The organism is Streptomyces sp. NPDC017676 (genome assembly GCF_044329325.1).
In the GTDB taxonomy this organism is placed as follows: Bacteria; Actinomycetota; Actinomycetes; order Streptomycetales; family Streptomycetaceae; genus Streptomyces.
On record NZ_JBIRJA010000001.1, the window covers coordinates 181,021 to 206,515 of the forward strand.

The window sequence follows — 25,495 nt, forward strand, 5'->3', positions numbered from 1 at the left end:
GGACCGGCTGTCTCCGGTCCCTCATGACCCGTTGCTCCCGGCCCCTCATGACCGGCTGCTTCCGGTCGCTCCCGGCACGACGAGACCCCCGGAGGGCTCACCCATGTCCGTTTTCGCGCGCCTGGTCGAGCACCTGGCCGATCTGCTGGCCCCGCTCTTCCACGCCTCCGCGGCAGCCGCCGCGATCGTCCTGTTCACCGCGCTCGTACGGCTCCTCGTCCATCCGCTGTCCCGGGCCGCCGCCCGCGGCCGGCGCGCCCGCGCCGCGCTCCAGCCGAGAATCGCCGCACTGCGCGAGAAGCACGCCAAGGACCCGCAGCGGCTCCAGCGGGCGATCCTCGACCTGCACGCCGAGGAGAAGGTCTCACCGCTCTCCGGCTGCCTGCCCAGCCTGCTCCAACTGCCCGCGTTCTTCCTCCTCTACCACCTCTTCTCCAGCACCACGATCGGCGGCGAGACCAACGGCCTGCTCGGCCACCGGTTGTTCACGGCCCCGCTCGGCGGACACTGGACCGAAGCCCTGGCACACGGCGGGGCGTTCGGCCCGGCCGGACTGGTCTACCTCGGCCTCTTCGCCGTCGTCGCGGCCGTCGCCACCGTCAACTACCGGCGCGTCAGACGGACGATGGCCGAGCAGCCGGTACCGGCCGGCGCCGGCGGCGAACTGCCCGGACTCGGCGCGGTCAACCGGGCCGTACCGTTCCTGTCCTTCTTCACGCTCGTCACCGTGGCGGTCGTCCCGCTCGCCGCCGCGCTGTACGTCGTCACCAGTACGGCCTGGAGCGCGGCGGAACAGTCCCTGTTGTCCCGCTGAGCGGTCGAGGGTGCCCCTGTGTCCCTGGTTACGGTCCAGTACGTGAACAGGGTCTTGTGGACTGGACGTCGTGATTGGAGGATCGGCCAGTCCTCCGATGGCTGCACACATCGGCCGGGCGCCGCCGATCGAGGGAGATGGTGACCATGAAGCTGCTGCGAGTCGGTACGGCAGGGGCGGAGCGACCCGCACTGCTCGACACCGGCGGGACCCTGCGGGACCTGTCGGGCCTCGTGGACGACATCGACGGCGCGCTCCTCGCCGACGACACCGCGCTCGGCCGGATCCGGGCCGCGGCCGAGGCCGGTGAGCTGCCCGCGCTGGACGCCACCGGCCTGCGGATCGGGCCCCCGCTCGGCCGCATCGGCAAGATCGTGTGCATCGGGCTCAACTACCACGACCACGCCCGCGAGACGGGCGCCGAGCCGCCCGCCGAGCCGGTGGTCTTCATGAAGGCGCCGGACACGGTCGTCGGGCCGAACGACACGGTGCTGGTGCCGCGGGGCTCGACGAAGACCGACTGGGAGGTCGAACTCGCGGTCGTCATCGGCCGTACGGCCCGCTACCTGGACTCGGCCGAGGAGGCGCTCGCGCACGTCGCCGGGTACGCGGTCGCGCACGACGTCTCCGAGCGGGAGTTCCAGATCGAGCGGGGCGGGACCTGGGACAAGGGCAAGAACTGCGAGACCTTCAACCCGCTCGGGCCGTGGCTGGTGACGGCCGACGAGGTCCCGGACCCGCAGCGGCTGTCGCTGAAGCTGTGGGTGAACGGGGAGCTGAAGCAGGACGGTACGACGGCCGAGCAGATCTTCCCCGTCGGGGAGGTCGTGCGGTACCTCAGCCGGTTCATGACGCTGTACCCCGGCGACGTCATCAACACGGGGACGCCGGCGGGAGTGGCCATGGGCCGGCCCGAGCCCAAGCCGTATCTGCGGGGCGGGGACGTGGTGGAGCTGGAGATCGCGGGACTCGGGCGGCAGCGGCAGGAACTGAAGAACGCGTAGACGCTCCGCTGGGCTCGACTGGGCTGGGCTGGGGTTGGGGAGCTCGGGGGCCGGGGGTGGGGGAGCCCGGGGTGCCTGGGTCCCGCAGTCCGTGCCGGACAGCGGTGGCCTGGGCGGGGCGGAGACGCGTGCCGGGTCATGCGGGCGTCATGTCGGCGTGCGAGGGGGGCGTACGGGCGAGGCCGAGGGGTCTCCCGGACATGCGCGCGTGTGGACCGCCGCGCGCTTCGCGGGCCTGCACGGCGCGTGCCGGCCACGGCGGCGGAGCGATCCTGCGGCGGCGGGGGGCCGTGAATCCGTCGCCGGGCGCGGGTCGTTCGGGTCGTTCGGGTCGTTCGCCGAGCTCGGGGCGGTCGCGCCGCCACGGCGGGGCCGTGGGCTGTACGCGGGTTGGGCCTCGTGTCCCTGACGTCGGGGGTCGTGGTGGCGCGGTGGGGTCGTGGGGCGTACGCCGGTCGCGGCTCGTGCCCCTGACGTCGGCGGGGCCGTGAGGTCGTACGACGGACACGGCCCCGTGTGCCTGATGCCGGCCGGCTCAGGCCGTGGCGGGCGGTCGGCTCACGCCAGCAGTGAGGCGAGGGTGCGCCATTCCTTCCTCGGGAGGGAGTCGCCCGCGTCCGCCCGGACCACCTGGAGGGCCACGTGGTCCGCGCCCGCCTCGTGGAAGGCGGCGACGCGCTCACGGACGCGGGCCCCGTCGCCCCAGGCGAAGACCGCGTCGACGAGACGGTCGCTGCCGCCGTCGGCGATGTCGTCCTCGGTGAAGCCCAGGCGGAGGAAGTTGCCGGTGTAGTTGGGGAGCCGCAGGTAGCGGGCCAGGTAGGCGCGGGCCGTCTCCCGGGCGCGGGCCGGGTCGGTCTCCAGGACCACCTTCAACTCCGGTGCCAGCAGCGGCCCGTCGCCCAGGATCTCCCGGGCCTGCGCGGTGTGCTCGGGCGTGACCAGGTAGGGCACCGCCCCGGCCGAGCGGTCCCGGGACAGCCCCAGCATCTTCGGGCCCAGCGCGGCGAGCACACGGCGGCCGGCGGGTACGCCCGCCGCGTCCAGCTCGTCGAGGTAGCCGACCATGGCCGCGTACGGGCGGCGGTAGTTCTTCGCCAGCGCGCTGTGGCTCACGCCGAGGCCCAGCGCGAAGCGGCCCGGATGCGCGGCCTCCACCTCGGTGAAGCCGGCCGCCGTCGTCGCGGCGTCCTGCTGCCACACGCTCTGGATGCTGGTGCCGACGACGATCCGTCGCGTGGCGCCGATGAGCGGGGCCGCGTGGTCGACGGTGCTGCTGCCGCCCAGCCAGATGGCGCCGTATCCGAGTTCCTCCAGCTCGGCGGCGGCCTCGTCCAGTTCCCCGCGCCGGGACGGATCCTCCGAGCGCAGCTCTACGCTCCAGACGCCGTGGCGGCCGACGGTCTCCTTCAGTGAAGCGGTCATCGGATGTGAGCCCTCCGGTGGTGGTCCGCGCCGTGATCCCACGGCCTCTCTCCCTGCCAACCGGAGGGCGTCCCGGCCGGATTCCCGCCGTTCGCTCAGTCGGCCGAACGGCCCAGGAACTCCTCCAGCGCCTCCACCACGAACCGGTGGTCCTGGAGCTGGGGCAGCCCGGAGACGGTCACCGCGCCGATCACGCCCACGCCCTCGACCGTGATCGGGAAGGAGCCGCCGTGGGCCGCGTACACGTCCGGGTCGAGACGGGAGGAGTCCTCGAACGTCGTGCCCTTGGCGCGGAAGCGGGCGCCGACCAGGTAGGAGGCGGCGCCGTAGCGCTCCACCACCCGGCGCTTGCGGGCGATCCAGGCGTCGTTGTCCGGGGTGGAGCCCGGCAGCGCGGCGTGGAAGAGCTGCTGGCCGGCGCGGTGGATGTCGATGGCGACCGGCGCCTGGCGTTCCCGGGCGAGTTCGACCAGGAGGGAGCCGAGCGCCCAGGCGTCCTCGTGGGTGAACCGCCGGAAGACCAGCCGGCGTTCCTGGGCCTCCAGCTCCTCCAGGCTCGGGGTGAGCTCGGGCGTCGTCCTCGGGGTGATCTGCGGGTGCTGCATCAGAGGGTCACCGTCACCTTGTCGCGGGCGGACCTGCGGGCCGCTTCCAGTACGTCGAGCGCGGCGGCCGCCTCCAGGGCGGTCACCGGGTTGGGGCCGGCGCCGAGCAGCGCGGCGGCGACGGCGGCGTAGTAGGCGGGGTAGTCGCCGGGGAGGGTCGGTACGGGGGTGCCGCCGCCGGTCAGCGGGGACTCCCCGGAGCCGACACGGCCCCACAGGGACTCGTCCTCGGCACCCCAGTCGGCGGTGCTGCCGGGGCGGCTGCCCTCGCGCAGGGCCGCTTCCTGGGGGTCCAGGCCGTACTTGACGTAGCCCGCGCGGGAGCCCAGCACCCGGAAGCGGGGGCCGAGCTGGGCGGTCGTGGCCGAGACGTAGAGGTGGGAGCGGACGCCGCTCGCGTGGGTGAGCGCGATGAAGGTGTCGTCGTCGGCCTCGGCGCCGGGGCGGCGGATGTCCGACTCGGCGTAGACCTCGGTGACCGGGCCGAACAGAACCAGGGCCTGGTCGACGACGTGGCTGCCGAGGTCGTAGAGCAGACCTCCGATCTCTGCCGGGTCGCCGGACTCGCGCCAGCCGCCCTTGAGCTGGGGGCGCCAGCGCTCGAAGCGGGACTCGAAGCGGTAGGCGTCGCCCAGTTCACCGTCGGCGAGGAGCCGCCGGAGGGTCAGGAAGTCGTTGTCCCAGCGGCGGTTCTGGAAGACGGAGAGCAGCAGGCCGCGCTCCTCGGCGAGGGCGGCCAGCTCGCGGGCCTCGGCCGCGGTGCCGGCGACCGGCTTGTCCACGACCACCGGCAGGCCCGCCTTGAGGGCGGCGGTGGCCAGCGGGACGTGGGTCTTGTTCGGGGAGGCGACGACGATCAGGTCCAGGTCGTCCGCGCGGCCGAACAGCTCCTCGGCGGTGGCGGCGATCCGCACGTCCGGGAACTCGGCGCGGGCCTGCTGCTGCCGCTCCGGCTGGGAGGTGACCACGGTGTCCAGGGCGAGGCCCTCGATGGCGGCGATCAGCGGGGCGTGGAAGACGGAGCCGGCGAGGCCGTAGCCGATCAGACCGACGCGGAGGGGGGTAGCAGTCATGCCTCCACTTTGGCAACAGTGTTGCGGAAGTGCAAGCGGTGGGGACAATGGGGGTGTGAAGCGGGTGAGGACGGCGACGACGGCGGGGCCGGTGAACGGCGGGGTGGCGGGCGCGAACCTGGGGGCGCTGCGCAGTCACAACACCGCGGTGGTGCTGGGGCTGCTGCGGGACGCCGGGGCCGAGGGCATCAGCCGGCTGGAGCTGGCCGAGCGCACCGGGCTGACCCCGCAGGCCGTCAGCAAGATCACCGCGCGGCTGCGGGCGCGGGGGCTCGCGGCGGAGGCGGGGCGCCGGGCGTCGACCGGGGGCAAGCCGAGGACCGTACTGCGGCTGGTACCGGAGGCGGGCCACGCGGTCGGCGTCCACCTGGACCGCGACGAGCTCCGGGTGGTGCTGGTCGATCTGGACGGGGCCGTGGTGGGGGAGCGACGCGGGGAACTGGACCTGGGCGCGGGGGCTGAGGCCGTACTGGGGGCGGTGTGCGCGGCGGTTCGGGGGGTTGTCGGGGAACTGGGTGCGGGGACGGGTGTTGACGCGGGTGCCGGTGCTGGTGTCGGTGTTGACGTGGGTGCCGGTGCCGGTGTCGGTGTTGACGCGGGTGTCGGTCTCGGCGCGGGTGCCAGTGGCGGCGGGCTCGCCGGACCGGGCTCCTTGGTGGGCGTGGGGGTCGCGTTGCCGGGCCCCTTGGACCATGAGCGGGGGGTGTTGCACCGGGTCACCGGCTTTCCCGAGTGGGACGGATTTCCGCTGCGGGACGCACTCGCGGAACGGCTCGGGGTGCCGGTGGTGGTGGACAAGGACACCAACGCCGCGGCGCTCGGGCTGGCGGTCGGGGGTGAGGAGGGCGCGTCGGCCCGGTCCTTCGCCTATCTGCACCTCGGCACCGGGCTCGGGGCCGGGCTGGTGATCGACGGGAGCGTGCACCGCGGGGCGCGGACCGGGGCCGGGGAGTTCGGACACCAGGTGATCCAGCTCGACGGGCCGCTGTGCGAGTGCGGGAACCGGGGCTGTGTGGAGGCGCTGTGCCTCAAAGCCGCGGCACGGGGCGAGGTGGGCGAGGCGGCCCGGGTGCTGGGCGTGGCGGCCGGGAACCTGGTCGGGTTGCTGGACATCGACGTGGTGCTGCTGGGGGGCCGGACGGTCGCCGGCGCCCCTCAGACATACCTGAGCGGGGTCGGCGAAGTGCTCGGGGCCCGGGCCAGACGGGAGGGTACGGGCGAGGACGCGGTGCCGGTACGGGTTGCTCCGCGCGGGGAACGGATCGTGGCCGAGGGCGCCGCCCAACTGCTGCTGGCACCGCTGTTCGGACGGGGGGACGACTGACGGGGGTCTCTTCGCCGACGCGTGTCGATGTTCCTTGCTCGGTGCCGGCGCGGATCGGGTGCCCGGATGTGGGTGCGGGTGCGTATGGGTGCCCGGATGTGAGTGCCGGTGCGTATGGGGTGCTCGGGTGCGGGTGCCCGGGTGCGGATGCCCGGATGTAGGCGCCGGTGCGGCCCCCGGATCACCGCCCTCACCGACCACCGCCCTCACCGACCACCGCCCTCACCGACCACCGCCCTCACCGACCACCGCCCTCACCGACCACGCCCTCACCGACCACCGCCCCCACCGACAACCATCCCCACCCCTACGCCCACCCCACCGACCACCGCCCCCGCGCACCCTCACCCACCCAGCGCCCCCCGTGCTAACTTTTGGTAATCGCGGGGGGTCGATTTTCAGCCGGGGAAGGTGGGGCCAGGCTCCTTCCGCGGGCGAATCGCGAGCCCCGAGCGGTCTTGTGGCGAGGGCATTGGACGGGGACATGCTGTACGGGCGTGATGCGGAGCTGCGGCTGCTGTCGGACCACGTTGCCGCTGGCTTCGACGGGACGGGCGGTGCCCTGCTGCTCCGGGGAGAGGCCGGCATCGGGAAGACCACCCTGCTCGGCGCCGCCCGGGAAGCCGCTGTCGCACGTGGCGGCCGTACCCTGTCGGCGCTCGGCGTCCAGTCCGAGGCGTCGGTGCCCTTCGCCGGACTGCACCAGTTGCTGAAACCGGTCCTCGCCGACCACGCCCCGTCCCTGCTGGCCCGACAGCGGGACGCGCTGTTCGCGGCCTTCGGAATGTCCGACGGCGCCGCACCGGAGATGTTCTCCGTCGGACTGGCCTCGCTGGAACTGATCAGCAGCCTGGCCGAAGAGGCCCCCGTGGTGCTGCTGGTCGACGACGCCCAGTGGATCGACGGGCCGAGCAGCGAGGTCCTGGCCTTCGTCGCCAGGCGGCTGGAGGGCGAGCGGGTCGCCATGGTCGTGGCCGTGCGCGAGGGCCACGACACCGTGCTGAACGACGCCGGCCTGCCCGAGATGCAGCTGGAGAAGCTCGCCGGCGACGCGGCGGTGGCGCTCCTCGCGGCGCGGGCGCCGGAACTCGACCCCGCCCTGCGCCAGCGGCTGCTGGCCGAGGCCGCCGGCAATCCGCTGGCGCTGGTCGAGCTGCCGACGGCGCTGCACCGGGAGGGAACCGTCGCGCAGTCACCGCTGCCGTGGCTGCCCACCACCCGGCGCCTGGAGCGGTCGTTCCTCGCGCGCGCGTCCGCACTGCCGGAGGTGACCCGGGCCGCCCTGCTGATAGCGGCGGCCGACGACGAGGGTGATCTCGCCGAGATCCTCACGGCCGCCGAGATCCTGTCCGGCGCGGCCCTCTCGGTGAGCTCCCTGGAGCCCGCCGTGCACGCCGGGCTGATCGAGGTGCGCGGGCACGCGGTGCGCTTCCGGCACCCCCTGATCCGTTCCGCCGTCTACCACGCGGCCGCCCCGTCGAGACGCCTGGCGGGACACGCGGCCCTGGCGAAGGCCCTGGCGGGGCAGCACGAACGCCGGGCCTGGCATCGCGCGGCCGCCACCCCCGGCCCGGACGACGAGGTGGCGCTCGACCTGGAACAGGCCGCGTACAGAGCACTGCGGCGGGGCGCGCCGCGGGCCGCGGCGGAGGCACTGCGGCAGGCGGCGCTCCGCAGCCGTCCGCAGACACACCGAGGCCGCCTGCTGCTGCGGTCCGCGGAGATCAACTTCGAACTCGGCGAGGCGGACACGGCCCGCCGGCAACTCGCCGAGGCGAGGTCAGGGAAGCTCGCGGCGGAGGAGAGGCTGCGCCTGACTCTCTGGGCGGAGGCCCTCGACGAGGAGAGCTGGTTCCGGCCGGAGCGGGTGCGGGCCTTCGCCGACGTCGCGGACCGTCTGGCCGGTGCCGACCGCGACGGCGCGGCACTCGCCCTCAGAGCGCTGTGGCCGCTCTCCATGGGGTGCTGGTATGGCGACCCGGCCGAGGAGACCCGGGGGCTCGTCGTCAAGGCGGCCCGGCGCCTCCAGCAGGACGACAGCGAACCGATGGTCCTCTCCGTCGCCGCCTGCGCTGACCCGGTGGGGGAGGCGGCCTGGGTCATCGACCGGACGACCCGGCTCGCGCCGGGGGCCGTGGACGACCCCGCCGAGCAGCACGCCCTGGGAGCGTCGCTGACCGCCATATGGGCCTACGACCTCGCCTGGCCCTACCTGTGCGCGGCCGTCGACGGACTGCGCCAGCAGGGCCGCCTCGGACTGCTGGGCGAGGCCCTGGCGTCCCAGGCGTGGGCGGCGCTCCAGCTCGGCAAGCACCGGCTGGCGCGCACCGCGGCGGACGAGTCGCGGCGGCTGTCCCGGGACACCGGCCGCTCCCGCTGGGCGTGCGTCGCCGACCTGGCCCTCGCCACCCTGGCCAGCGAACGCGGCGAATCGGAGACCGCGACCGAACTCATCCGGACGACCGAGGCGGATCTGCTGTCACTGGGGCCACGGTCGATCCTCGGCTTCGCCCAGTTCGCCCGCGGGCGTCACGCGATGGTCAACAAGCAGTACGACGACGCGTACGAGCAACTGGCACGGGTGCTGGACCCGGCCGACACCACGTACCACCCCTTCGTGGGCTACCTGGGGATGGCGGACCTGATCGAGGCGGCGGTCCGCACCGGCCGCGGCGACGCGGCGGAACACCATTACGCACAGCTCAGCGCCCTGGCGGAGCGGACGACCGCGCCGTACCTGCGGGCCATGGCCACCTGCGTCCGTCCCCTGGTCGTCGCCGACGACCAGGCGGAGCCGCTGTACCGCCGCGCGCTCGACGACCGGCTGCTCGCCAACTGGCCGTTCCACCGCGCCCAGCTCCTGCTGGCCTACGGCCGGTGGCTGCGGCGCCAACGCCGCATCGTGGAGGCCCGCGGTCCGCTGCGGGCGGCCGTGGAGAGCTTCGACGCGCTGGGCGTCACGGTGATCGGGGAGGACGCGCGGTCCGAGCTGCGCGCGGCGGGCGAAGCGGTCGGCAGGCCGACGCCGTCCACCGTGGACAGCCTCACCCCGCAGGAACTGCAGATCGCCAGGATGGCGGCCACCGGGATGACCAATCGCGAGATCGGCACCCGGCTGTTCCTCTCGCACCGAACCGTCGGTCAGCACCTCTACCGGATCTTCCCGAAACTCGGCATCACCTCGCGCGGCCAGCTCCACCTGGCCGATCTCGGCGGGGACTAGCTCGTCCAGCGCTGTCCGGGGCGGTACCGCTGCGCCGGCCGGGCGGACTTCGCGGCCGGTGCCGGAGTGGCGCGGCCGGTACCCCCGCCCCACCCGGCATGGTCATGTGTTCATGCGACTGTGCACGTCCCTGTCCCTCTGCCTCACCGCAGCCGCCGCCGTCGTCGTGCCCGCCGCCGTCCCCGCGTCGGCGCATGCCGCGTCCGCCGGTACGGCCCCCTCGTGCGTCGCCGCCGACGCGCGGGCCTTCCCGCTGGCCACCCGGATCCGGGGCGGGCCCACGTCCTACGAGGCCGGCGGCGGATACGGCACCTGGTACATCGACCTCACCAACACCACCCGCGGAACCTGCGCCGGCATCCACCCGGTCGTGGTCCTCGTCGACGACAAGCGCGCCCTGCGGCCGGGGCAGCCCCAGCTGGACTTCTACGACGGCCCCCGGGCCCGGCCGGTGACCTTCGAGAGCACCGACGAACAGGAGCTGGTCGGGGTGCTGGACGGCGCCGGGTTCGGCGGGTTCACCGTGCCGCCCGGCCGGACCGTGAGCGTCCGGGTCCGGCTCGCTCTCACCTCGGACACCGCATCCGGCCAGGTCACCGCCAACGCGGCCGTCGTGCAGCGGCGGGGCCAGGACGGCGACTGGGTCGGGCAGTCCAACGCCTACCGCTTCGGGATCGGCGAGGAGGCAAAGGACATCCCGGAGGGCTCCCTGGAGGACGCCGAGGAGGCCGCGCAGCAGGACTCCCCGGCGTCTCCGGGGGCGTCCGCGGGGGCGCGGGCGACCGGCGGCGTCCGGGAGACCGCGGGCGTGCGGGAGAGCGCGGGCGCGCAGACGGCCGAGGGCCTGCCGACCGCGCCCACCGGCAGCGCACGCCAGGACGCCGAGGCACTGCCGGCCGCCCCCTCCGGCGGCAGCACATCGCCGGCCACTCCCGCCGGCTCCGCCGCGTCCAGCGCCTCCGGCAGCGACACCCCGGACGCCTCCCTGCCCCTCGCCCAGGACGAGGCGGCCGGAGAACGGGCACGCGAGCTGGCCCGCACCGGCCCGGGACTCGCCCACGGTCTGCTCACGGCCGTCGCCGCGCTGGTCGCCGTGGGCACGACCGCGCACCTGGTGGCCCGCGGCCGCCGCTGACGTGCCCCGCCCCCCTCGCGGAGGGCGGGGCCGTCCATACCGGGCGGGAGCTGTCACACCGACAGCACCCCTCGCGTCGTACGTCGAGGCCCCGGACGTCCGCCACCGGCGGCTGACCAGTGGGTACACCAGTGGTCACCAGGTGATCGACGGGGTCAGGACCGGCCGGTCCTGACTAGGCTGGGGCCGTCGGTACGCCGTGGTTCCGGCGCCCCGTTCCCCGACCGTACGTACGCCAGGAGACGCACAGCATGGCAGACCGCAAGCCCATAGAGTCATGGCTCACCGACATGGACGGCGTCCTGATCCACGAGGGCGTCCCGATCCCGGGAGCCGACGCCTTCCTGAAGAAGCTGCGCGAGTCCGGCCGGCCCTTCCTGGTGCTCACCAACAACTCCATCTACACCGCCCGTGACCTGCACGCCCGGCTGCGCCGGATGGGTCTGGACGTGCCGGTGGAGAACATCTGGACGTCGGCCCTCGCCACCGCCCAGTTCCTGAACGACCAGCGGCCCGGCGGCAGCGCCTACGTCATCGGCGAGGCCGGCCTCACCACCGCGCTGCACGACATCGGCTACATCCTCACCGACCACGATCCCGACTTCGTGATCCTCGGCGAGACCCGCACCTACTCCTTCGAGGCCCTGACCAAGGCCGTCCGGCTGATCAACGACGGCGCCCGGTTCATCGCGACCAATCCCGACAACGTCGGCCCGTCCACCGAGGGCGACCTGCCCGCCACCGGTTCGGTCGCCGCCCTGATCACCGCCGCGACCGGCAAGAAGCCGTACTTCGTCGGCAAGCCCAACCCGCTGATGATGCGGGCCGGGCTGAACGCGATCGGTGCCCACTCCGAGACCTCGGCGATGATCGGCGACCGGATGGACACCGACGTGCTAGCCGGCCTGGAGGCCGGGATGCGCACGTTCCTGGTGCTCAGCGGCGTGACGCAGCCGACCGACGTGGACCGCTACCCGTTCCGCCCGTCCGAGGTCGTCGACTCCATCGCGGACCTGGTGGACCTGGTCTGAGCCCGGCCGAAACCCGGCCTCACCCGTTCGGAGCAATCCGGCGCCTCCCGAGGATGCGGAGGCGCCCTGGGCGGGGGAGCCTCCTGATAACTGGAGGTTCACGATGGGCTCACTACGCCTCACGCTGTGTACAGGAATCCCCGCGGTCGCCCTCGCCGCCGTGGCCGCGGTCGCCCCGTCGGCCAGGGCGGCGGACGGCGACGCGGTCACCGTGGCCCCCGCGAGCCCGGCGCCGGGCGGCGACGTCACCCTGCGGGTCAGCGGCTGCTCCGGCGAGCAGGGCAGCGCGGCCTCGTCCGCCTTCGTCGCCGACGCCCGGCTGACCGGCGCCCAGGGCAGTCTGAGCGGCGAGACCCGCGTCCGGTCAGCCCTGGAGCCGGGCACCTACACCGTGAAGGTCACCTGCGCCGGCACCGTGCTCACCGGGAGCCTCACGGTCGCACGGCCGGGCGCCGCCGCCGGCCTGCCGGAAGAGCCCATCCGGCTGCCCGCCCGGTCCGCCTCGCCGATCGCCCCGGTTCCCGCGGGCGGCGGCGGAACCACCCACTTCGCCACGGTGGCCACCAGCGGCTCCGGACCCGACGCCGTCCAGGCGGCGACCGGGCTGGCGCTCGCCGGGATCGCCGCGGTCGCCGTCGGGCTGCGCGCCCGCCGGAGCCGCGGCCCCCGCTGAGCGCAGCCATGTCCGACGACCACGGGCGCATCACCAGCACCGGGCGGCTCGTCACCGGCCTGGCCTGGGCGCTGCTGCTGTTCGGGCTGTGGCTGTGGGGGCGCGGCGTGACCGACGTCCCGAGGGGCGCGGACGGCGCCGCCACGGGTGACGTCTTCGCCCCCGGCCGCGCCGCCGACCCCGCCCGGCTGCCGCGCGCGGCGAACCCCCTGGCAGACGCGGTGCCCCAGCGCGTCGACATCCCCCGGCTTGGCGTCCAGGCCCCGGTGGTGGCCCGCGGCCTGGACGCGCGGGGCGCGGTCGACCCGCCGCCCTACGACCAGCCGGGCGTGGTCGGCTGGTACGGCGCCGGTCCCAAGCCCGGCGCCGCGGGGGCGGCCCTGCTGGTCGGCCACGTCGACACCGAGACCCGGCCCGCCGTTTTTTACCGGCTCAGCACCGTCCAGCCCGGGGAGCGGGTCCGGGTGTTCCGCGCGGACGGCAAGGTCGCCGAGTTCACCGTCGACGACGTCCGCGTGCTGCCCCGGGACGGTTTCGACGCCCGGCTGGCCTACGGCCCCCGCAAGCCGGGCCGCGCCGAACTCCGCCTGATCACCTGCGGCGGCTCCTTCGACCGCGTCAGCCGCAGCTACACGGCGAACGTCGTGGTCTCGGCATACCTCACGGGAACGGCGGGCTGAGCGTCCGGAAGGTGGTCGCGGGGGCTGGGTGCCTGGAGTGGTGGCGGTTGGTGGGGCGGGTCGCGCGGGGAGGGCCGGTCGAGCGTCCGGGGCGGTGGTCGCCGGTGGGGCGGGTCGCGCGGGCAGGGCCGGCTGGGCGTCCGGAGTATGGCGGTTGGTGGGGCGGGTCGCGCGGGGAGGGCCGGTGGGGCGTCCGGAGTGGCGGTCACCAGCGGGTTGCGTGTCCGGGGCGCTGGTCACCAGCGGGGCGCGGCCAGCGGGGACAGCCGGCTGCGGATGTTGCCGAAGTGGTCCCTTATGGCCCGCTCCGCCCGCAGGGAGTCGCCGGAGCGCACCGCGTCCAGGATCTCCCGGTGCTGGCGGCAGGTGACCCGGGGGTCCTGCGGCACGTCCACCAGGTCCCGCTGCACCCGGTGGAAGGCGTCCCAGAACGCCTCCAGCACCTCGCCCAGCAGCACGTTGTCCAGTCCCCGGTAGAGGGTGGCGTGAAAGGCGCGGTCGGTCTCGCCGAGCCCGGTCCCCTCGGCGGCCTCCCGTTCCATGCGCTCCACGAGCGCGTCCAGTTCCACGAGGTCCGCCTCCGGCAGCCGCCCGGCCAGCCGGGACACCAGCCCGGTCTCGACGGCCTCGCGCAGCTCCAGCAACTGGAGCAGGGAGTCCTCGCCGCGGTAGTGGCCGGCGACGGTGCGGAAGGCCAGCCCCTCGATCATCGGCGCGAACGACATGGAGCCGACGTACGTCCCGAAGCCGTGCCGGATCTCCACGATGCCCATCGCCTGGAGCGCCTTCAGGGCCTCCCGCACGGAGTTCCGGCTCGCCCCGAGGAGCCTCATCAGCTCGGGCTCGGTGGGCAGCGGGGCGCCCGAGGGCAGCCGCTGGTCCACGATCAGTTTCTTGATCCGCTCCTGAAGGTCCCGGGCTGCCATGGCCAGAGGGTATCCGGCCATTCGGGCGGAGGGGATACGGCGGGAGCACGCGGCACAGGGCATGCGGAAGGCCCCCCGCTTCCGCGAGGGGCCTTCCGGTCGGTGCGCCGCCAGGGACTCGAACCCCGGACCCGCTGATTAAGAGTCAGCTGCTCTAACCAACTGAGCTAGCGGCGCCTGCTGACGGAGAAAACTCTACCGGACCTCCAGGGGTGCTTCCGACCACCGGGAGATGGCGGAGCGGCCGAGCGGGGAGTCCCGTACATCATTCGGACCGTCAAAATGCGCGTTCCGTACCCAGTTGGGAAACTGATCAACGTGCACACTCGCGGACAAACCACGCCCGAATGTGAGGCAGATCGCATGACCGCTCCGCTGTTCGAGGACATCGACCCCGCGAGCGACTGTGACTGTCCCGGCTGCGTCCACGGGCGCAGGCCGACCCCCCGCTCCCTGCTCACCCGCGGCCGTCCGGCGGCCGGCGGAGTCGTCGTCGTGGCCGCAGCGTCCGCCGCGCTCGGCACGGTCGCGCCCGCCGCCGCCCTCACCCCCGGCCACTCCCCGCACCGGCAGGCCCTGCCCGGCGACGGCGTACCCGACACCCCGCAGGGCGCCAGGGCCCCCCTGCACGGCCGGGCGGGCCGGCCCGCGGAGCCGGGCGCCGTCCCGACCCCCGCCACCACCCGGACCCAGATCATCAACCGGGCCAAGACCTGGGTGGCCGCCAAGGTGCCGTACAGCATGAACGACTTCTGGTCCGACGGCTACCGCCAGGACTGCTCGGGGTACGTCTCCATGGCCTGGGGACTGCCGAACAACGAGTGGACCGGCAGCCTCGGCCAGTTCGGCGTCAAGATCAAGAAGGAGGAGCTGCAACCCGGCGACATCCTGCTCTACCACAACCCCGACAACCCCGAGAAGGGCTCCCACGTCGTGATCTTCGGCGGCTGGACGGACCACACGCACACCTCTTACACGGTCTACGAGCAGACGCCCCCGCGCACCCGCAGCCAGACCACCCCCTACCCGTACTGGAACAACACCGACAAGTACGTCCCCTACCGCTACAAGGGCGTGACCAAGGCCGGGGCCGCCGCCCGCCCGGCGCCCGGCGGGAAGGCGGGGGCGGCCTATCCGGGTGCGGCCTACTTCGGCCCCGGCGCCGACAACGCGTACGTCACCCTGCTCGGCCAGATGCTGATCGCCCGGGGCGGAGCCTCCTACTACGCCAAGGGGCCGGGGCCGGTCTGGGGCGCGGCGGACCGGCGGGCCACCCAGGCGTTCCAGCGGGCCCAGGGCTGGTCCGGCGCGGACGCCGACGGGATCCCCGGCCGGCGCACCTGGGAGCTGCTGAGCACGGGCCGGGGCAAGGACATCGCGTCGCCGGCCGCCGGACCCGGCTCGCACGGGGTCCCCGGCTACCCGGGCCGGAACCACTTCCGGCCGGGCCAGAGCAACGACCACATCACCAGGCTCGGCGCCCAGCTGGTGAAGAAAGGGTTCGGCCGGTTCTACGCCCTCGGTCCGGGACCGCACTGGGGCGAGGCGGACCGGCGCGCCGTCGAGGCCTTCCAGCGGGCCCAGGGCTGGCGGGGCGGCGCGGCTGACGGCTACCCGGGGCCGGAGACGTGGCGCCGCCTGTTCGCCTGACCGGCCCGGCATCCCACCCCACCCCAACCCCCTGTTCATGACGCGTCTGGCGCGGAGGCTGGAGCACGCATGAGTACGACCACATCCCACACGCCGCCCGAGTCCGAGGGGCAGTCGGAGGGCACGGCCGCCGGCCCCGGCACCCGGCCGGTCCGCCTGATCCAGAACGAGGCCACCACCGAGATCCCCGTCCACCTGCTCTTCCGGGACGATCCCGACCCGGTGAAGGTGCCGCTGCGGCCGGCCGTGGTGGCCCGCCGGCAGGGCACCGGTGAGCAGCCCCGCCTCAGGCGCCCGGCGCCGGCGCGCGGACGGCCGCTGCCGGAGGTCGACCCGGAGCTGGCGGAGCGCCCGGCGCGGGTGCTGCCCGGGGCGGCCGGGGTGCTCGCCGGGGTCTGCGGGGTCACCGGCTGCCTGGCCACCACCTGGTGGGCGGGGCTGCTCCCGCCGCTCGCCGCGCGGGCGCTGGGCCTGCCGGCGGATCCGGGCGGCGGTCTCGGCCCCGTGCAGTGGGCCGCGTACGCCGGGGCCGGGCTGCTCGGGGCGTTCGGCTTCGGCGGGCTGGCCCGGGGGCGGACCGGGCGGGCCTGGGTGCTGGGGCTGTTCGGGCGGTACCGGGGGACGGTCCGGCGCACCGGGCTGCTGTGGGTGAACCCGCTGGTGCCGCGCCGCCGGGTGGACGTGCGGCTGCGGCACTGGCGCAGCGAGGCGATGCCGGCCGCGGATCCCGACGGGCTGGCGCTGCGGGTGGTGGTGCTGGTGGTGTGGCGGGTGCGGGACACCGCGCGGGCCCTGCTCGCCATCGACGACCACGAGACGTATCTGCGGGAGTGCGTGGAGGCGGCGCTGGCCCGGGTGCCGGTGGAGCCGGCGGGCGGGACGCGGGGCGGGGCGACGGCGGCCGGGGCCGCGCTGACCCGGCTGGTGGCGGCGGAGACCGGTCCGGTCGGCGTGGAGGTGTTCTCGGTGCGGCCGGTCCGGGTGGAGTACGCCCCCGAGGTGGCCGGGGCGGTGCACCGGCGCCGGATCGCCGCGCTGGACGCCCGGCAGCGGGCCAGCATGCTCAGCTCGGTGGTGGACTCGGTGGAGGACACGGTGACCCGGCTGACCATGCGCGGTCTGGTCGAACTGGACGACTACGAGCGCAAGGTGCTGGTCCGTGACCTGACGGTGGCGTTCTGCTCGGGGCGCGGGGAGCCGGTGTAGGGCGGGAGCGGTGGGCCGGTGCGGCGCGGGCGCGCGGCCGGTCTGCGATTGGTATGGACATGTTCAACTGGCGGCAATAATCTGAGGCTTGGTCTAGACCTGATCTGCACGGCTCACCGAACTCCCCACGTTCTCCAGGAGCGGCAGCATGCGCACCAAGACCAAGTTGTCCGCGGTCGTGCTGGGCGCGGTGACCGCCGGAGCGTTCGCGCTCTCCACCGGCGGCGCCAGCGGGCACGGCTACACCGACCTCCCCATCAGCAGGCAGAAGCTCTGCCAGAACGGCACCGTGGCGAACTGCGGCCAGATCCAGTGGGAGCCGCAGAGCGTCGAGGGCCCCAAGGGCTTCCCGGCCGGCGGTCCCGCCGACGGTCAGCTCTGCAACGCGGGCCTGAGCCAGTTCGCCCAGCTCAGCGCCCCCAAGACACCGTCCGGTGCCGCCTGGCCCACCACCAAGGTGACGGGCGGCCAGTCGTACACGTTCCGCTGGCAGTTCACCGCCATGCACGCCACGACGGACTTCAAGTACTACGTCACCAAGCCGGGCTGGAACCAGGACCACAACCTCTCCCGCTCGGACCTCAACCTCACCCCGTTCCTGACGGTGCCCTACAACGGCCAGCGCCCGCCGGCCACCCTCAGCCACAGCGGCACCCTGCCGACCGGCCTGAGCGGACACCACGTCATCCTCGCGGTGTGGACGATCGCCGACACGGGCAACGCGTTCTACGCCTGCTCGGACGTCACCTTCTGATCACCCTTCGGGTGAGGTCCGCGTGCGCCGGGCCGGTGCTCCGGCGCCGGCGCACGCGAGTCCGGGAACCGCACACGGGGGTGACAGGCGCCATGGACGCCTTGTTCCACATCAGCATGGCGGGGCTCCTCGCCGTCCTCGCCCGGGGCGTCGTGGCGACAGCGCTCCGCACGCGGCAGCGGCTCGCGGCCTGGCGGAGCGGGTTCACCGCGCAGGCCCGGGTGGTGCGCGCCTGGGCGACCGCCCAGGTCGTCGACAACGCCGCCCGGCGGGTGCGGTGGCACGAGTACGACTTCACCGCCCAGGACGGCCGTGCGGTGCGCTTCAAGGAGAGCGGCGGCCCGGCCGGCCGCGGCGTGGGCGACCAGGTCCTCGTCCACTACGCCCCGGGGCGGCGCGACAAGGCCACCGCCGCCGAGCCGCGGCCCGGCAGGGACCTGACGGTCGCCGTCGTCTGGGTGGCGGTGCTCGCCGGCTGCGCGGTCTTCGTCGCGCACGAGTGGATCACATTGTCCCAGTTCTGATACTGAGCTTCCCTTGAGGCGGCCCGCCCCGCGCGCCGGGTACGTTCCTCGCACGTCGGCCGAGCGGGGACGGCGTACCTGACCTCGGGGGATCTCATGGAGCTCTTCATCTACGCCGTGCCCAGTCTCATGCTCGCGGGCTTCGCCTTCGCCGCGTACCTGCTCGTCCGCCGTGCCCGGCGGCTCCGCAGGACGTGGACGCACGGGCTGACCGCCGAGGCGCGCTGCCTGCGGATGTTCACGACGACCAGCGGGGGCGGCGGCGACACCTCCGTGCACACGACCGTGCACCACGTCTACGAGTTCACCACCCGCGAGGGCCGCACCGTCCGCTTCGAGGAGGAGAACGGCCCCGCGACCGTCCTGGAGGGCGACTTCGTGACCGTGCGCTACCTCCCGGAGCTTCCCCAGCGGGCCACCGCGCTGCCGCCGACACCCGGCAGGCTCGCCGTCGGCACCGGCTTCGGGCTGGTCCTCCTCGGCGTCGCCGGCTCCTTCTGCGTCGGCTTCATGGTCCTCGCCCACGTGATCTTCGCCGAGTCGAACGGCCTGCTGCCGTAGACCAAGGGGAAGACGCCGAAGGCCCCCCGCTTCCGCGAGGGGCCTTCGATCACGTGCGCCGCCAGGGACTCGAACCCCGGACCCGCTGATTAAGAGTCAGCTGCTCTAACCAACTGAGCTAGCGGCGCATGACTCCCGCCTGCCTCGGGTTTTCGTTCCCGCGGCCGGCGACAGAGAAAATACTACCTGGTCCCGAGGGGTGCTCGTGACCATCCACGGGCCGCTCAGATCGTCAGCGACAGGACCACCGGAGCCGCGTTCCGGTTCAGCGTCTCCGCCGCCCGCTTCAGCCGGTGCGCGTGCTCCAGCGGGAGCGAGACGGCCAGGCAGCCGACCGTGGAGCCCGCGGTGAGCGGTACGGCCGCGCAGACCGTGCCGACCGCGTACTCCTGGAGATCGAGCACCGGCACCGTCGGCGGCTGCGACTCCAGCCGGGACAGCAGCAGCTTGTCGCTCGTGATGGTGCGCGAGGTGAGGCGGGCCATCTTGTGCCGGGAGAGATGATCGCGGCGGGCGTTGTGGTCCAGCTGGGTCAGCAGACTCTTGCCGACGGCGGTCGCGTGGGCGGAGTAGCGGAAGTCGACCCACTCGTTGACCGCCGGGGCGGCCGGCCCGGCGGCGTACTGGGTGACCCGGACCTCGCCGTCCAGGTACCGGCTGAGGTAGACGGCCGCGCCGACCGAGTCGCGCAGCCGGTCCAGGGTGAGCTGGAGCTTCTCGCGCAGGGCCCGCTCCCGGTCGTGCGCCGAGGTGATCCGGCGCAGGGTGTCACCGGTGACGTACGCCCCGTCGGCGATCTGCTCGACGTACCCCTCGCGGCGCAGCATGCGCAGCAGGGCGGTGAGCCGCTCGGTGCCGAGGCCGGTGCGGCGGGCCAGCTCGGTGTCGGTGGCACCGGCGGGGTGCCGGGCCACGGTCTCCAGCACGCGCAGCGCGTCCTGTGCGGAGTGGTACGGGGCGGTCGGCTCGATCCTCATGTCGGTCCCCCTCGGCCACGACCCGGGTCGGCGGATCGTGTCCACGATAGCCGTCAAAGCGGCACGGGGGAGAGGGGGTTGCGAGATTGCTCTCCGTGGGCCCGTGCCGCCAACCGGGGCGAAAACCCGCTGGCATATGCCACGGTCATTCACCAGCGGGTGGACCTCGGCTCTTCCGCCGTGGCCCCCGCGCACACCCGACCGCGCCTCACAGCACCGCGCTGACGAATTCCCGGGTGCGCTCCCGCTCCGGGTCGCCGAAGATCTTCTCCGGCGGCCCGGCCTCGATGACCCGGCCCGCGTCGAACATCAGGACCTGGTCGGAGATGTCCCGGGCGAAACCCATCTCGTGCGTCACGCACAGCATCGTGATGTCCGTGCTGCGCGCGATGTCCCGGAGCAGGTCCAGCACGCCCGCGACCAGCTCCGGGTCGAGCGCGGAGGTCACCTCGTCCAGCAGCAGCACCTGGGGCCGCATCGCCAGCGCCCGGGCGATCGCCACCCGCTGCTGCTGCCCGCCGGACAGCCGGGTCGGCTTCGCGTCGCACTTGTCGGCCAGGCCCACCAGGTCCAGCAGCTCCCGGGCCCGCGCCTCGGCCTCGTCCCGCGACAGGCCGAGCACCCGCACGGGCGCCTCGGTGAGGTTGCGCAGCACCGACATGTTCGGGAACAGATTGAACTGCTGGAACACCATCCCGATCTTCTTGCGGACCTCCCGGACCTGCTTCTCCGGCGCCGGGAACAGCCGCTGCCCGTCCACGGTGATCGTGCCCTCGTCCGGCTTCGCGAGGGTCATCAGCAGTCTGAGGATCGTGGTCTTGCCGGAGCCGGACGGGCCGATCAGGGTGACGTGCCGGCCCGCGTCCACGGACAGGTCGAGGCCGTCGAGGACGGTGTTGTCCCCGAACCGCTTGGTCACGCCCTCCAGACGGATCAGCTCGGTCGGCAGGGTGCCGGTCACGGCCGGCTGCTTGCGGGTCTCAACGGACAAGGCGTCGCTCCAGGGTGCGCAGACAAAGGGAGGCCAGGTAGGAGACGACGATGAAGGCGATCCCGATCACCGTCAGGGGCTCGGTGAACTGGAAGTGCTGCTGGGAGACGAGCCGCGCCCGGCCCAGCATCTCCAGCACGCCGATGGTCATCAGCATCGGCGTGTCCTTCAGCATCGCGATGACGTAGTTGCCGAGCGGCGGCACCACCCGGCGGACGGCCTGCGGCAGGATCACCGCCGTCCAGGTCCGCCGCACCGGCAGGCTGAGTGCCGTCGCGGCCTCCCACTGGCCCGCCGGCACCGCCTCGATGCCGGCCCGGTAGACCTGCATCGTGTACGTCGAGTAGTGCAGCCCGAGCCCGAGGACCCCGGTGGTCAGCGGGGACAGGGTCACACCCGCCTCGGGCAGCACGTAGAACAGGAAGAACAGCTGCACCAGCAGCGGGGTGTCCCGCACGAACTCCGTGAAGACCCCCACCGGCCAGCGCACCCACCGGGTCGGCGTCCGCAGCAGCAGCGTCCACACCAGGCCCAGCGCGAACGAGATCAGCGACCCCAGGGCCAGCGCCTCCAGGGTGACGACCAGACCCTTCCAGAAGTACGGCAGGAAGTCGGCGACCGCTCCCCAGTCCCAGGTCATCGGGCCACCTCCGCCTTCAGCCGGCGCTCAAGACCCCGCATCCCACGGGTGAGCAGGAACGCGATCACGAAGTAGATCAGCAGCAGGTACCCGTAGATCTGGCCGCTCTGCTGGAGGGCGAGGCGGACCAGGTTGCCGCTGAACGCCAGGTCGCCCATGCCCGTGATGGACACCAGCGCGGTGCCCTTGAGCAGTTCGACCAGCAGGTTGGAGAAGGACGGGATCATCTCCGGCACCGCCTGCGGCAGCAGGATCAGCCGCAGCCGCTGCCAGGGTGAGAAGCCGAGCGCGATCCCGCCCTCCCGCTGGGCCGGGTCCACCGCCGCGAGGGCGCCGCGCACGATCTCCGAGCCGTACGCGCCGTAGGTGAGGCCCAGCGCGAGCGTGCCGGCCCACATCGGTACGAGCTGCCAGCCGAAGGCGACCGGCAGCACGAAGAACACCCAGAAGATCATCACCAGCGCCGACGTGCCGCGGAACACCTCGGTGTACAGCGCCGCGACGAAGCGGACGAGCCGTGACCGGTGGGTGCGGGCGGCACCGGCGACGAACGACACCGCGGCGGCGAGCAGCGCGCTGTACACCAGCAACTGGAGCGTGGTGTACGTGCCCCGGAGGACGAGTTCCCAGAGTCCCGCAGTCATCAGCCGCACAACTCCTTCGCGGTCAGGGTCGTCATCTCGGCCTTGGTGAAGCCGAAGGGCCGCACGATCCGGTACAGCTCACCGCTGCGGCGCAGCTTGTGCAGCTCGGCGTTGAAGGCGTCGCGCAGCCGGGTCTCGGCCGGCCGGAACGCGAACGCGCCGCCGTCCGCCTTCGGCTTGCCGTCGACGAGCGCGACGAACGGCTCGGTCGACTCGGCCTTGGCGGAGCCCCGGGCGACGAGCCGGGCGGTGACCGCCGTGGCCGCGAACAGGTCGACCCGCCCCGACTCCACGGCGTTCAGTCCGGCGACCTGGTCCGGCACGATGACGAGGTCGTTCTCCTTGAAGCCCGCCTCCACCGCGTGCTGGATCTGCGCGTACCCGGTGCCGGTGGCCACCTTGGCGTGTCTGCGCAGCGCGTCCGCGTAGGTGCGCAGGCCCAGCGGGTTGCCCTTGCGGACGATGAAGGCGTCCGGCATCTGGTAGTCGGGGTCCGCGAAGATCACCTGCTCGCAGCGGTCCGGGGTGACGTACATGCCCGCCGCGACCACGTCGAACTGCTGCGACTTCAGTCCGGGGATCAGCGAGCCGAACTCCGTCGGCACCGGCTGCACCCGGTCCACGCCGAGCCGTTTGAAGACCGCCTTCGCCAGCTCCGGCGCCTCCCCGGTCAGCTCGCCGTTCTTGTCGATGTAGCCGAACGGGACCTCCCCGGCGATACCGAGCCGTACGACCCCCTGCGCGCGCAGCCGTTCCAGCAGATCTCCGCCGTTCTTCCCGGACGCCGACGCCACCCGGGTGCAGCCCGCCGCGCCCAGCGCGCCGAACGCGGCGAGACCCGCGAGCACCGAGCGCCGGGTGTGTCTGGGTTCCGGCCGGATCATGTGTACGTCGTTGCCAAGTGGTGGAGCCATGGCGGCGCGGCTACCCAAGCGCAAACGGGCTATGCACCCTGGTTCTCACGCCCCGCGCCGACGCGGGATCCCGTCCTCTTCCTGCCCTTCACCTCCACGGAACCCCCACCGGACCCTCGGCACTGTGCTCAGTTCCCGGCGGGCGTGACCGTCCCGGGCAGGGGCAGGCCGGCCTCGTACAACGTGTGCGCGGCCCGCAGCACCAGGTCGTCCCGGTGCCGGGCGGCGACGAGTTGCATGCCCACCGGCAGCCCCTCCCCGTCCACCCCCACCGGCACGGTCGCCGCCGGCTGCTGGGTCAGATTGAACGGGTAGGTGAACGGGGTCCAGCCCGTCCAGCGCCGGAACACCGAACCCCTCGGCACCTCCCGCCCCGCCTCGAACGCCGTCAGCGGCAGCGTCGGCGTCACCAGCAGGTCGTACCGCTCGTGGAAGAGACCCATCCGCCGGCCGAGGGCCGTCCGGACGTCGACCGCGGCCAGGTACTCCAGCGCGCTCATCCGGGCGCCCCGGGCGCAGATCTCCCGCAGACCCGGGTCCAGCGACTGCCGGCGGCGCGGGGAGAAGTTCTGGGTCAGCCGGGCCGCGCCGCTGAACCACAGGGTGTGGAAGGCGTCCACCGGGTCGGTGAAGTCCGGGTCGGCCTCCTCCACGTACGCCCCCAGGTCCGCGAGCGCGGCCACCGCCCGCCGTACCGCCGCGGCGACCGCCGGGCGGACCGGCACCTGCCCGCCCAGCGACGGCGAGTACGCCACCCGCAGCCCCCGCACACCGCCCCGCAGCGCCTGGGTGAACGAGCCCGGTGCGGGCGGCAGCGCCGACCAGTCGCGCGGGTCGGGCGCGCCGATCACATCGAGCAGCAGGGCCGCGTCGGCCGCGTCCCGGGTCATCGGCCCGGTGTGCGACAGCGTGCCGAACGCGCTCGCCGGATACAGCGGCACCCTGCCGTACGTCGGCTTCAGCCCGAAGATCCCGCAGAACGCGGCCGGGATACGGATGCTTCCGCCGCCGTCCGTGCCCAGCGACAGCGGGCCCGCGCCGAGCGCGACGGCCGCCGCGCTGCCGCCGCTGGAACCGCCCGCGGTGCGCGTGGGGTCGTACGGATTGCGGGTGATCCCGGTCAGCGGGGAGTCGGTGACGCCCTTCCAGCCGTACTCGGGCGTGGTCGTCTTGCCGAGGAACACCGCGCCGTGCTCGCGCAGCCGGGCCACCGGGGGCGCGTCCTCGTCCCAGCTCCCCTGCTCCGAGACGGTCCTGGAGCCGCGCAGTGTGGGGTGGCCGCGCAGCAGCAGGACGTCCTTCACCGTCACCGGCACCCCGTCGACCAGCCCGGCCGGCTCCCCGCGCCGCCAGCGCGCCTCCGACTCCCGGGCCCGGGCGAGCGCGTCCTCCTCGGTGAGCCGCACGAACGCGTTCACCTCCGGCCCGCTGCGCCGCGCCCGCTGGAGCGCCTCCTCGGTCACCTCCACCGGGCTGAACTCGCCCTTGCGGTAGCCGTCGAGGAGCTGGACGGCGGTCAGGTCGGTGAGCTGCATGCACCCTCCAGGGGCAGGTGACAGGGCTTCAGTGACCGGGCACGTAACCACGCGTCTTGTCGACCACGTTCGGCAGGGATCTGCCCGCCGCCCACCGCTCGTACAACTCCACGAACTGCGCGCCCAGTTCGTCCCGCCAGCCGACCGTGTCGCCACTCATGTGCGGGGACACGATCAGCCCCGGCAGCTCCCACAACGGGCTGTCCCCGGGCAGCGGTTCGGCGGCGAACACGTCGAGGGCCGCGCCCGCGATCCAGCGCCGGACCAGCGCCCGGGCGAGGGCCTCCTCGTCGACCAGGGCGCCCCGGCCGACGTTGACGAAGAACGCCGAGGGCTGCATCACGCCGAACCGGTGCGCGTCGAACATGCGGTACGTCTGCTCGGTCAGCGGCGCCGCCGCGATCACCCAGTCCGCGCGGGAGATCAGCCGGTCCAGGTCGTCCGGGCCGTGCACGCCGGTCCGCGGCACCCGCCCGACCAGCGCCGTCGTCACCCCCAGGGCCTTCAGCGTCCGGACGATCGCCCGGCCGATCGGACCCGAGCCGACCACGCACGCGCGCGTGCCCGCCACCCGCCGGGTCTCCCGGTGCCGCCAGACCCGCTCCCGCTGGTGCTCCAGGGTGCGCGGCAGATCCTTGGCGGCCGCCAGCACCAGGGCCGCCACGTACTCGGCGATCGGCTGGTCGAAGATCCCGCGCGCGTTCGTCACCACCGTGTCCGACGCCGCCAGCTCCGGGCACATCAGATGGTCCACGCCCGCGCTCGCGGTGTGCACCCAGCGCGGCCGGGGCCCGTCGCCGGGCCACGCCCGCCGCACCGCGTGCGAGGTGAAGTCCCACACCAGCAGCACGTCCGCGCCGGGCAGCCGCTCGGCCAGGTGCGCCGCGTCCGTGCGCTCGATCCGGGCACGGCCGGTGAGGCGGCCCAGCCGGGGCGGCGGATCGGCGTCGAGGACCAGAACGGTGGGGACGGTCGGCGTCATGCGGGGCGGCTCCCGGCGTCTGACATGCGCGGATGGTGCGCGGATTGACACGCTCGCACCCGAACCCACCTTCGTCAACACGGGCGTACTCACGATCCGTCACCCCCTCGTCTCCCAGCGTGAGGCCGCTGATCCGGCCGGCCGGGGCACCGCGAGGGCTGCGCCGCGCCGATTGGGTACCCGGATCGTGGGGCCCTGTCAGGC

24 protein-coding genes and 2 tRNA genes are annotated in these 25,495 nt (G+C 73.7%); 13 read left to right on the plus strand and 13 right to left on the minus strand.

Annotated features, from left to right (window positions below):
- Positions 1-103 precede the first annotated feature (103 nt).
- Both yidC and ACH4LD_RS00815 read left to right on the plus strand, forming a co-directional pair.
- Positions 104-814: a membrane protein insertase YidC gene (gene yidC / locus ACH4LD_RS00810; RefSeq protein ID WP_398053083.1), complete on the plus strand. Its 711-nt coding sequence runs from the start codon at positions 104-106 to the stop codon at positions 812-814.
- A gap of 146 nt (positions 815-960) precedes the next feature.
- Positions 961-1,818: a fumarylacetoacetate hydrolase family protein gene (locus tag ACH4LD_RS00815; protein WP_398053084.1), complete on the plus strand. Its 858-nt coding sequence runs from the start codon at positions 961-963 to the stop codon at positions 1,816-1,818.
- Positions 1,819-2,376: 558 nt separating this feature from the next.
- Here the strand turns inward: ACH4LD_RS00815 and ACH4LD_RS00820 are convergent.
- The 3 genes from ACH4LD_RS00820 to ACH4LD_RS00830 form a co-directional block, all read right to left on the minus strand.
- Positions 2,377-3,243: an LLM class F420-dependent oxidoreductase gene (locus ACH4LD_RS00820; RefSeq protein ID WP_398053085.1), complete on the minus strand. Its 867-nt coding sequence runs from the start codon at positions 3,241-3,243 to the stop codon at positions 2,377-2,379.
- A gap of 95 nt (positions 3,244-3,338) precedes the next feature.
- Complete coding sequence (locus ACH4LD_RS00825; RefSeq protein ID WP_132786064.1) at positions 3,339-3,848, minus strand: heme-degrading domain-containing protein; 510 nt, start codon at positions 3,846-3,848, stop codon at positions 3,339-3,341.
- Positions 3,848-4,921: a Gfo/Idh/MocA family oxidoreductase gene (locus ACH4LD_RS00830; RefSeq protein WP_398053086.1), complete on the minus strand. Its 1,074-nt coding sequence runs from the start codon at positions 4,919-4,921 to the stop codon at positions 3,848-3,850. The genes ACH4LD_RS00825 and ACH4LD_RS00830 overlap by 1 nt, the downstream gene beginning before the upstream one ends.
- Positions 4,922-4,976: 55 nt before the next feature.
- On the opposite strand from ACH4LD_RS00830, the gene ACH4LD_RS00835 reads away from it, so the two are divergent.
- The 6 genes from ACH4LD_RS00835 to ACH4LD_RS00860 all read left to right on the plus strand — a co-directional run bounded on the left by ACH4LD_RS00835 (position 4,977) and on the right by ACH4LD_RS00860 (position 12,987).
- On the plus strand, positions 4,977-6,245 hold the full coding sequence (locus tag ACH4LD_RS00835) for an ROK family protein (protein WP_398053087.1): 1,269 nt from the start codon (positions 4,977-4,979) through the stop codon (positions 6,243-6,245).
- A 484-nt stretch (positions 6,246-6,729) separates the two neighbouring features.
- Positions 6,730-9,468 carry an AAA family ATPase gene (locus ACH4LD_RS00840; RefSeq protein WP_398053088.1) on the plus strand — a complete coding sequence of 913 codons (2,739 nt, stop codon included), beginning with the start codon at positions 6,730-6,732 and terminating at the stop codon, positions 9,466-9,468.
- A 112-nt stretch (positions 9,469-9,580) separates the two neighbouring features.
- On the plus strand, positions 9,581-10,603 hold the full coding sequence (locus ACH4LD_RS00845; protein ID WP_398053089.1) for a hypothetical protein: 1,023 nt from the start codon (positions 9,581-9,583) through the stop codon (positions 10,601-10,603).
- 251 nt (positions 10,604-10,854) lie between these two features.
- On the plus strand, positions 10,855-11,634 hold the full coding sequence (locus tag ACH4LD_RS00850) for an HAD-IIA family hydrolase (RefSeq protein ID WP_171155887.1): 780 nt from the start codon (positions 10,855-10,857) through the stop codon (positions 11,632-11,634).
- Positions 11,635-11,737: 103 nt separating this feature from the next.
- A complete protein-coding gene (locus ACH4LD_RS00855) occupies positions 11,738-12,307 on the plus strand; it encodes a hypothetical protein (protein WP_398053090.1) in 570 nt (189 codons plus the stop codon).
- Positions 12,308-12,315: 8 nt separating this feature from the next.
- Positions 12,316-12,987, plus strand: coding sequence for a class F sortase (locus ACH4LD_RS00860; protein WP_398053091.1), 672 nt, complete (start codon positions 12,316-12,318; stop codon positions 12,985-12,987).
- 236 nt (positions 12,988-13,223) lie between these two features.
- Here ACH4LD_RS00860 and ACH4LD_RS00865 read toward each other — a convergent pair whose 3' ends face one another.
- Together ACH4LD_RS00865 and ACH4LD_RS00870 are read right to left on the minus strand one after the other, a co-directional pair.
- Positions 13,224-13,913, minus strand: a complete 690-nt coding sequence (locus ACH4LD_RS00865) for a FadR/GntR family transcriptional regulator (RefSeq protein ID WP_398053092.1) — start codon at positions 13,911-13,913, stop codon at positions 13,224-13,226.
- Positions 13,914-14,016: 103 nt separating this feature from the next.
- Positions 14,017-14,090: transfer RNA gene (locus ACH4LD_RS00870), tRNA-Lys, on the minus strand.
- 186 nt (positions 14,091-14,276) lie between these two features.
- On the opposite strand from ACH4LD_RS00870, the gene ACH4LD_RS00875 reads away from it, so the two are divergent.
- The 5 genes from ACH4LD_RS00875 (at position 14,277) to ACH4LD_RS00895 (ending at position 18,608) form a co-directional block, all read left to right on the plus strand.
- Positions 14,277-15,563, plus strand: a complete 1,287-nt coding sequence (locus tag ACH4LD_RS00875) for a peptidoglycan-binding protein (protein ID WP_398053093.1) — start codon at positions 14,277-14,279, stop codon at positions 15,561-15,563.
- Between the two features lie 69 nt (positions 15,564-15,632).
- Positions 15,633-16,769: an SPFH domain-containing protein gene (locus ACH4LD_RS00880; protein WP_398053094.1), complete on the plus strand. Its 1,137-nt coding sequence runs from the start codon at positions 15,633-15,635 to the stop codon at positions 16,767-16,769.
- A 148-nt stretch (positions 16,770-16,917) separates the two neighbouring features.
- A complete protein-coding gene (locus ACH4LD_RS00885; RefSeq protein WP_398053095.1) occupies positions 16,918-17,523 on the plus strand; it encodes a lytic polysaccharide monooxygenase in 606 nt (201 codons plus the stop codon).
- 92 nt (positions 17,524-17,615) lie between these two features.
- Positions 17,616-18,047, plus strand: coding sequence for a DUF3592 domain-containing protein (locus ACH4LD_RS00890; protein ID WP_398053096.1), 432 nt, complete (start codon positions 17,616-17,618; stop codon positions 18,045-18,047).
- A 96-nt stretch (positions 18,048-18,143) separates the two neighbouring features.
- A complete protein-coding gene (locus tag ACH4LD_RS00895) occupies positions 18,144-18,608 on the plus strand; it encodes a DUF3592 domain-containing protein (RefSeq protein ID WP_398053097.1) in 465 nt (154 codons plus the stop codon).
- A 54-nt stretch (positions 18,609-18,662) separates the two neighbouring features.
- Here the strand turns inward: ACH4LD_RS00895 and ACH4LD_RS00900 are convergent.
- The 8 genes from ACH4LD_RS00900 to ACH4LD_RS00935 form a co-directional block, all read right to left on the minus strand.
- Positions 18,663-18,736: transfer RNA gene (locus tag ACH4LD_RS00900), tRNA-Lys, on the minus strand.
- 96 nt (positions 18,737-18,832) lie between these two features.
- Positions 18,833-19,585 (minus strand): IclR family transcriptional regulator, encoded by a 753-nt coding sequence (locus ACH4LD_RS00905; protein WP_103810181.1) that lies wholly within the window; start codon positions 19,583-19,585, stop codon positions 18,833-18,835.
- 208 nt (positions 19,586-19,793) lie between these two features.
- Complete coding sequence (gene ehuA / locus ACH4LD_RS00910) at positions 19,794-20,576, minus strand: ectoine/hydroxyectoine ABC transporter ATP-binding protein EhuA (protein WP_103810182.1); 783 nt, start codon at positions 20,574-20,576, stop codon at positions 19,794-19,796.
- A complete protein-coding gene (ehuD, locus tag ACH4LD_RS00915) occupies positions 20,566-21,216 on the minus strand; it encodes an ectoine/hydroxyectoine ABC transporter permease subunit EhuD (RefSeq protein WP_398053098.1) in 651 nt (216 codons plus the stop codon). The genes ehuA and ehuD overlap by 11 nt, the downstream gene beginning before the upstream one ends.
- A complete protein-coding gene (ehuC, locus tag ACH4LD_RS00920) occupies positions 21,213-21,860 on the minus strand; it encodes an ectoine/hydroxyectoine ABC transporter permease subunit EhuC (RefSeq protein ID WP_132786076.1) in 648 nt (215 codons plus the stop codon). Before ehuC ends, ehuD begins: the two co-directional genes overlap by 4 nt.
- Positions 21,860-22,774, minus strand: a complete 915-nt coding sequence (ehuB, locus tag ACH4LD_RS00925) for an ectoine/hydroxyectoine ABC transporter substrate-binding protein EhuB (RefSeq protein ID WP_398053099.1) — start codon at positions 22,772-22,774, stop codon at positions 21,860-21,862. The genes ehuC and ehuB overlap by 1 nt, the downstream gene beginning before the upstream one ends.
- A gap of 128 nt (positions 22,775-22,902) precedes the next feature.
- Positions 22,903-24,309 (minus strand): amidase, encoded by a 1,407-nt coding sequence (locus ACH4LD_RS00930; RefSeq protein ID WP_398053100.1) that lies wholly within the window; start codon positions 24,307-24,309, stop codon positions 22,903-22,905.
- A gap of 28 nt (positions 24,310-24,337) precedes the next feature.
- Positions 24,338-25,291, minus strand: a complete 954-nt coding sequence (locus tag ACH4LD_RS00935) for a D-2-hydroxyacid dehydrogenase (protein WP_398053101.1) — start codon at positions 25,289-25,291, stop codon at positions 24,338-24,340.
- Between the last annotated feature and the right edge of the window lie 204 nt (positions 25,292-25,495).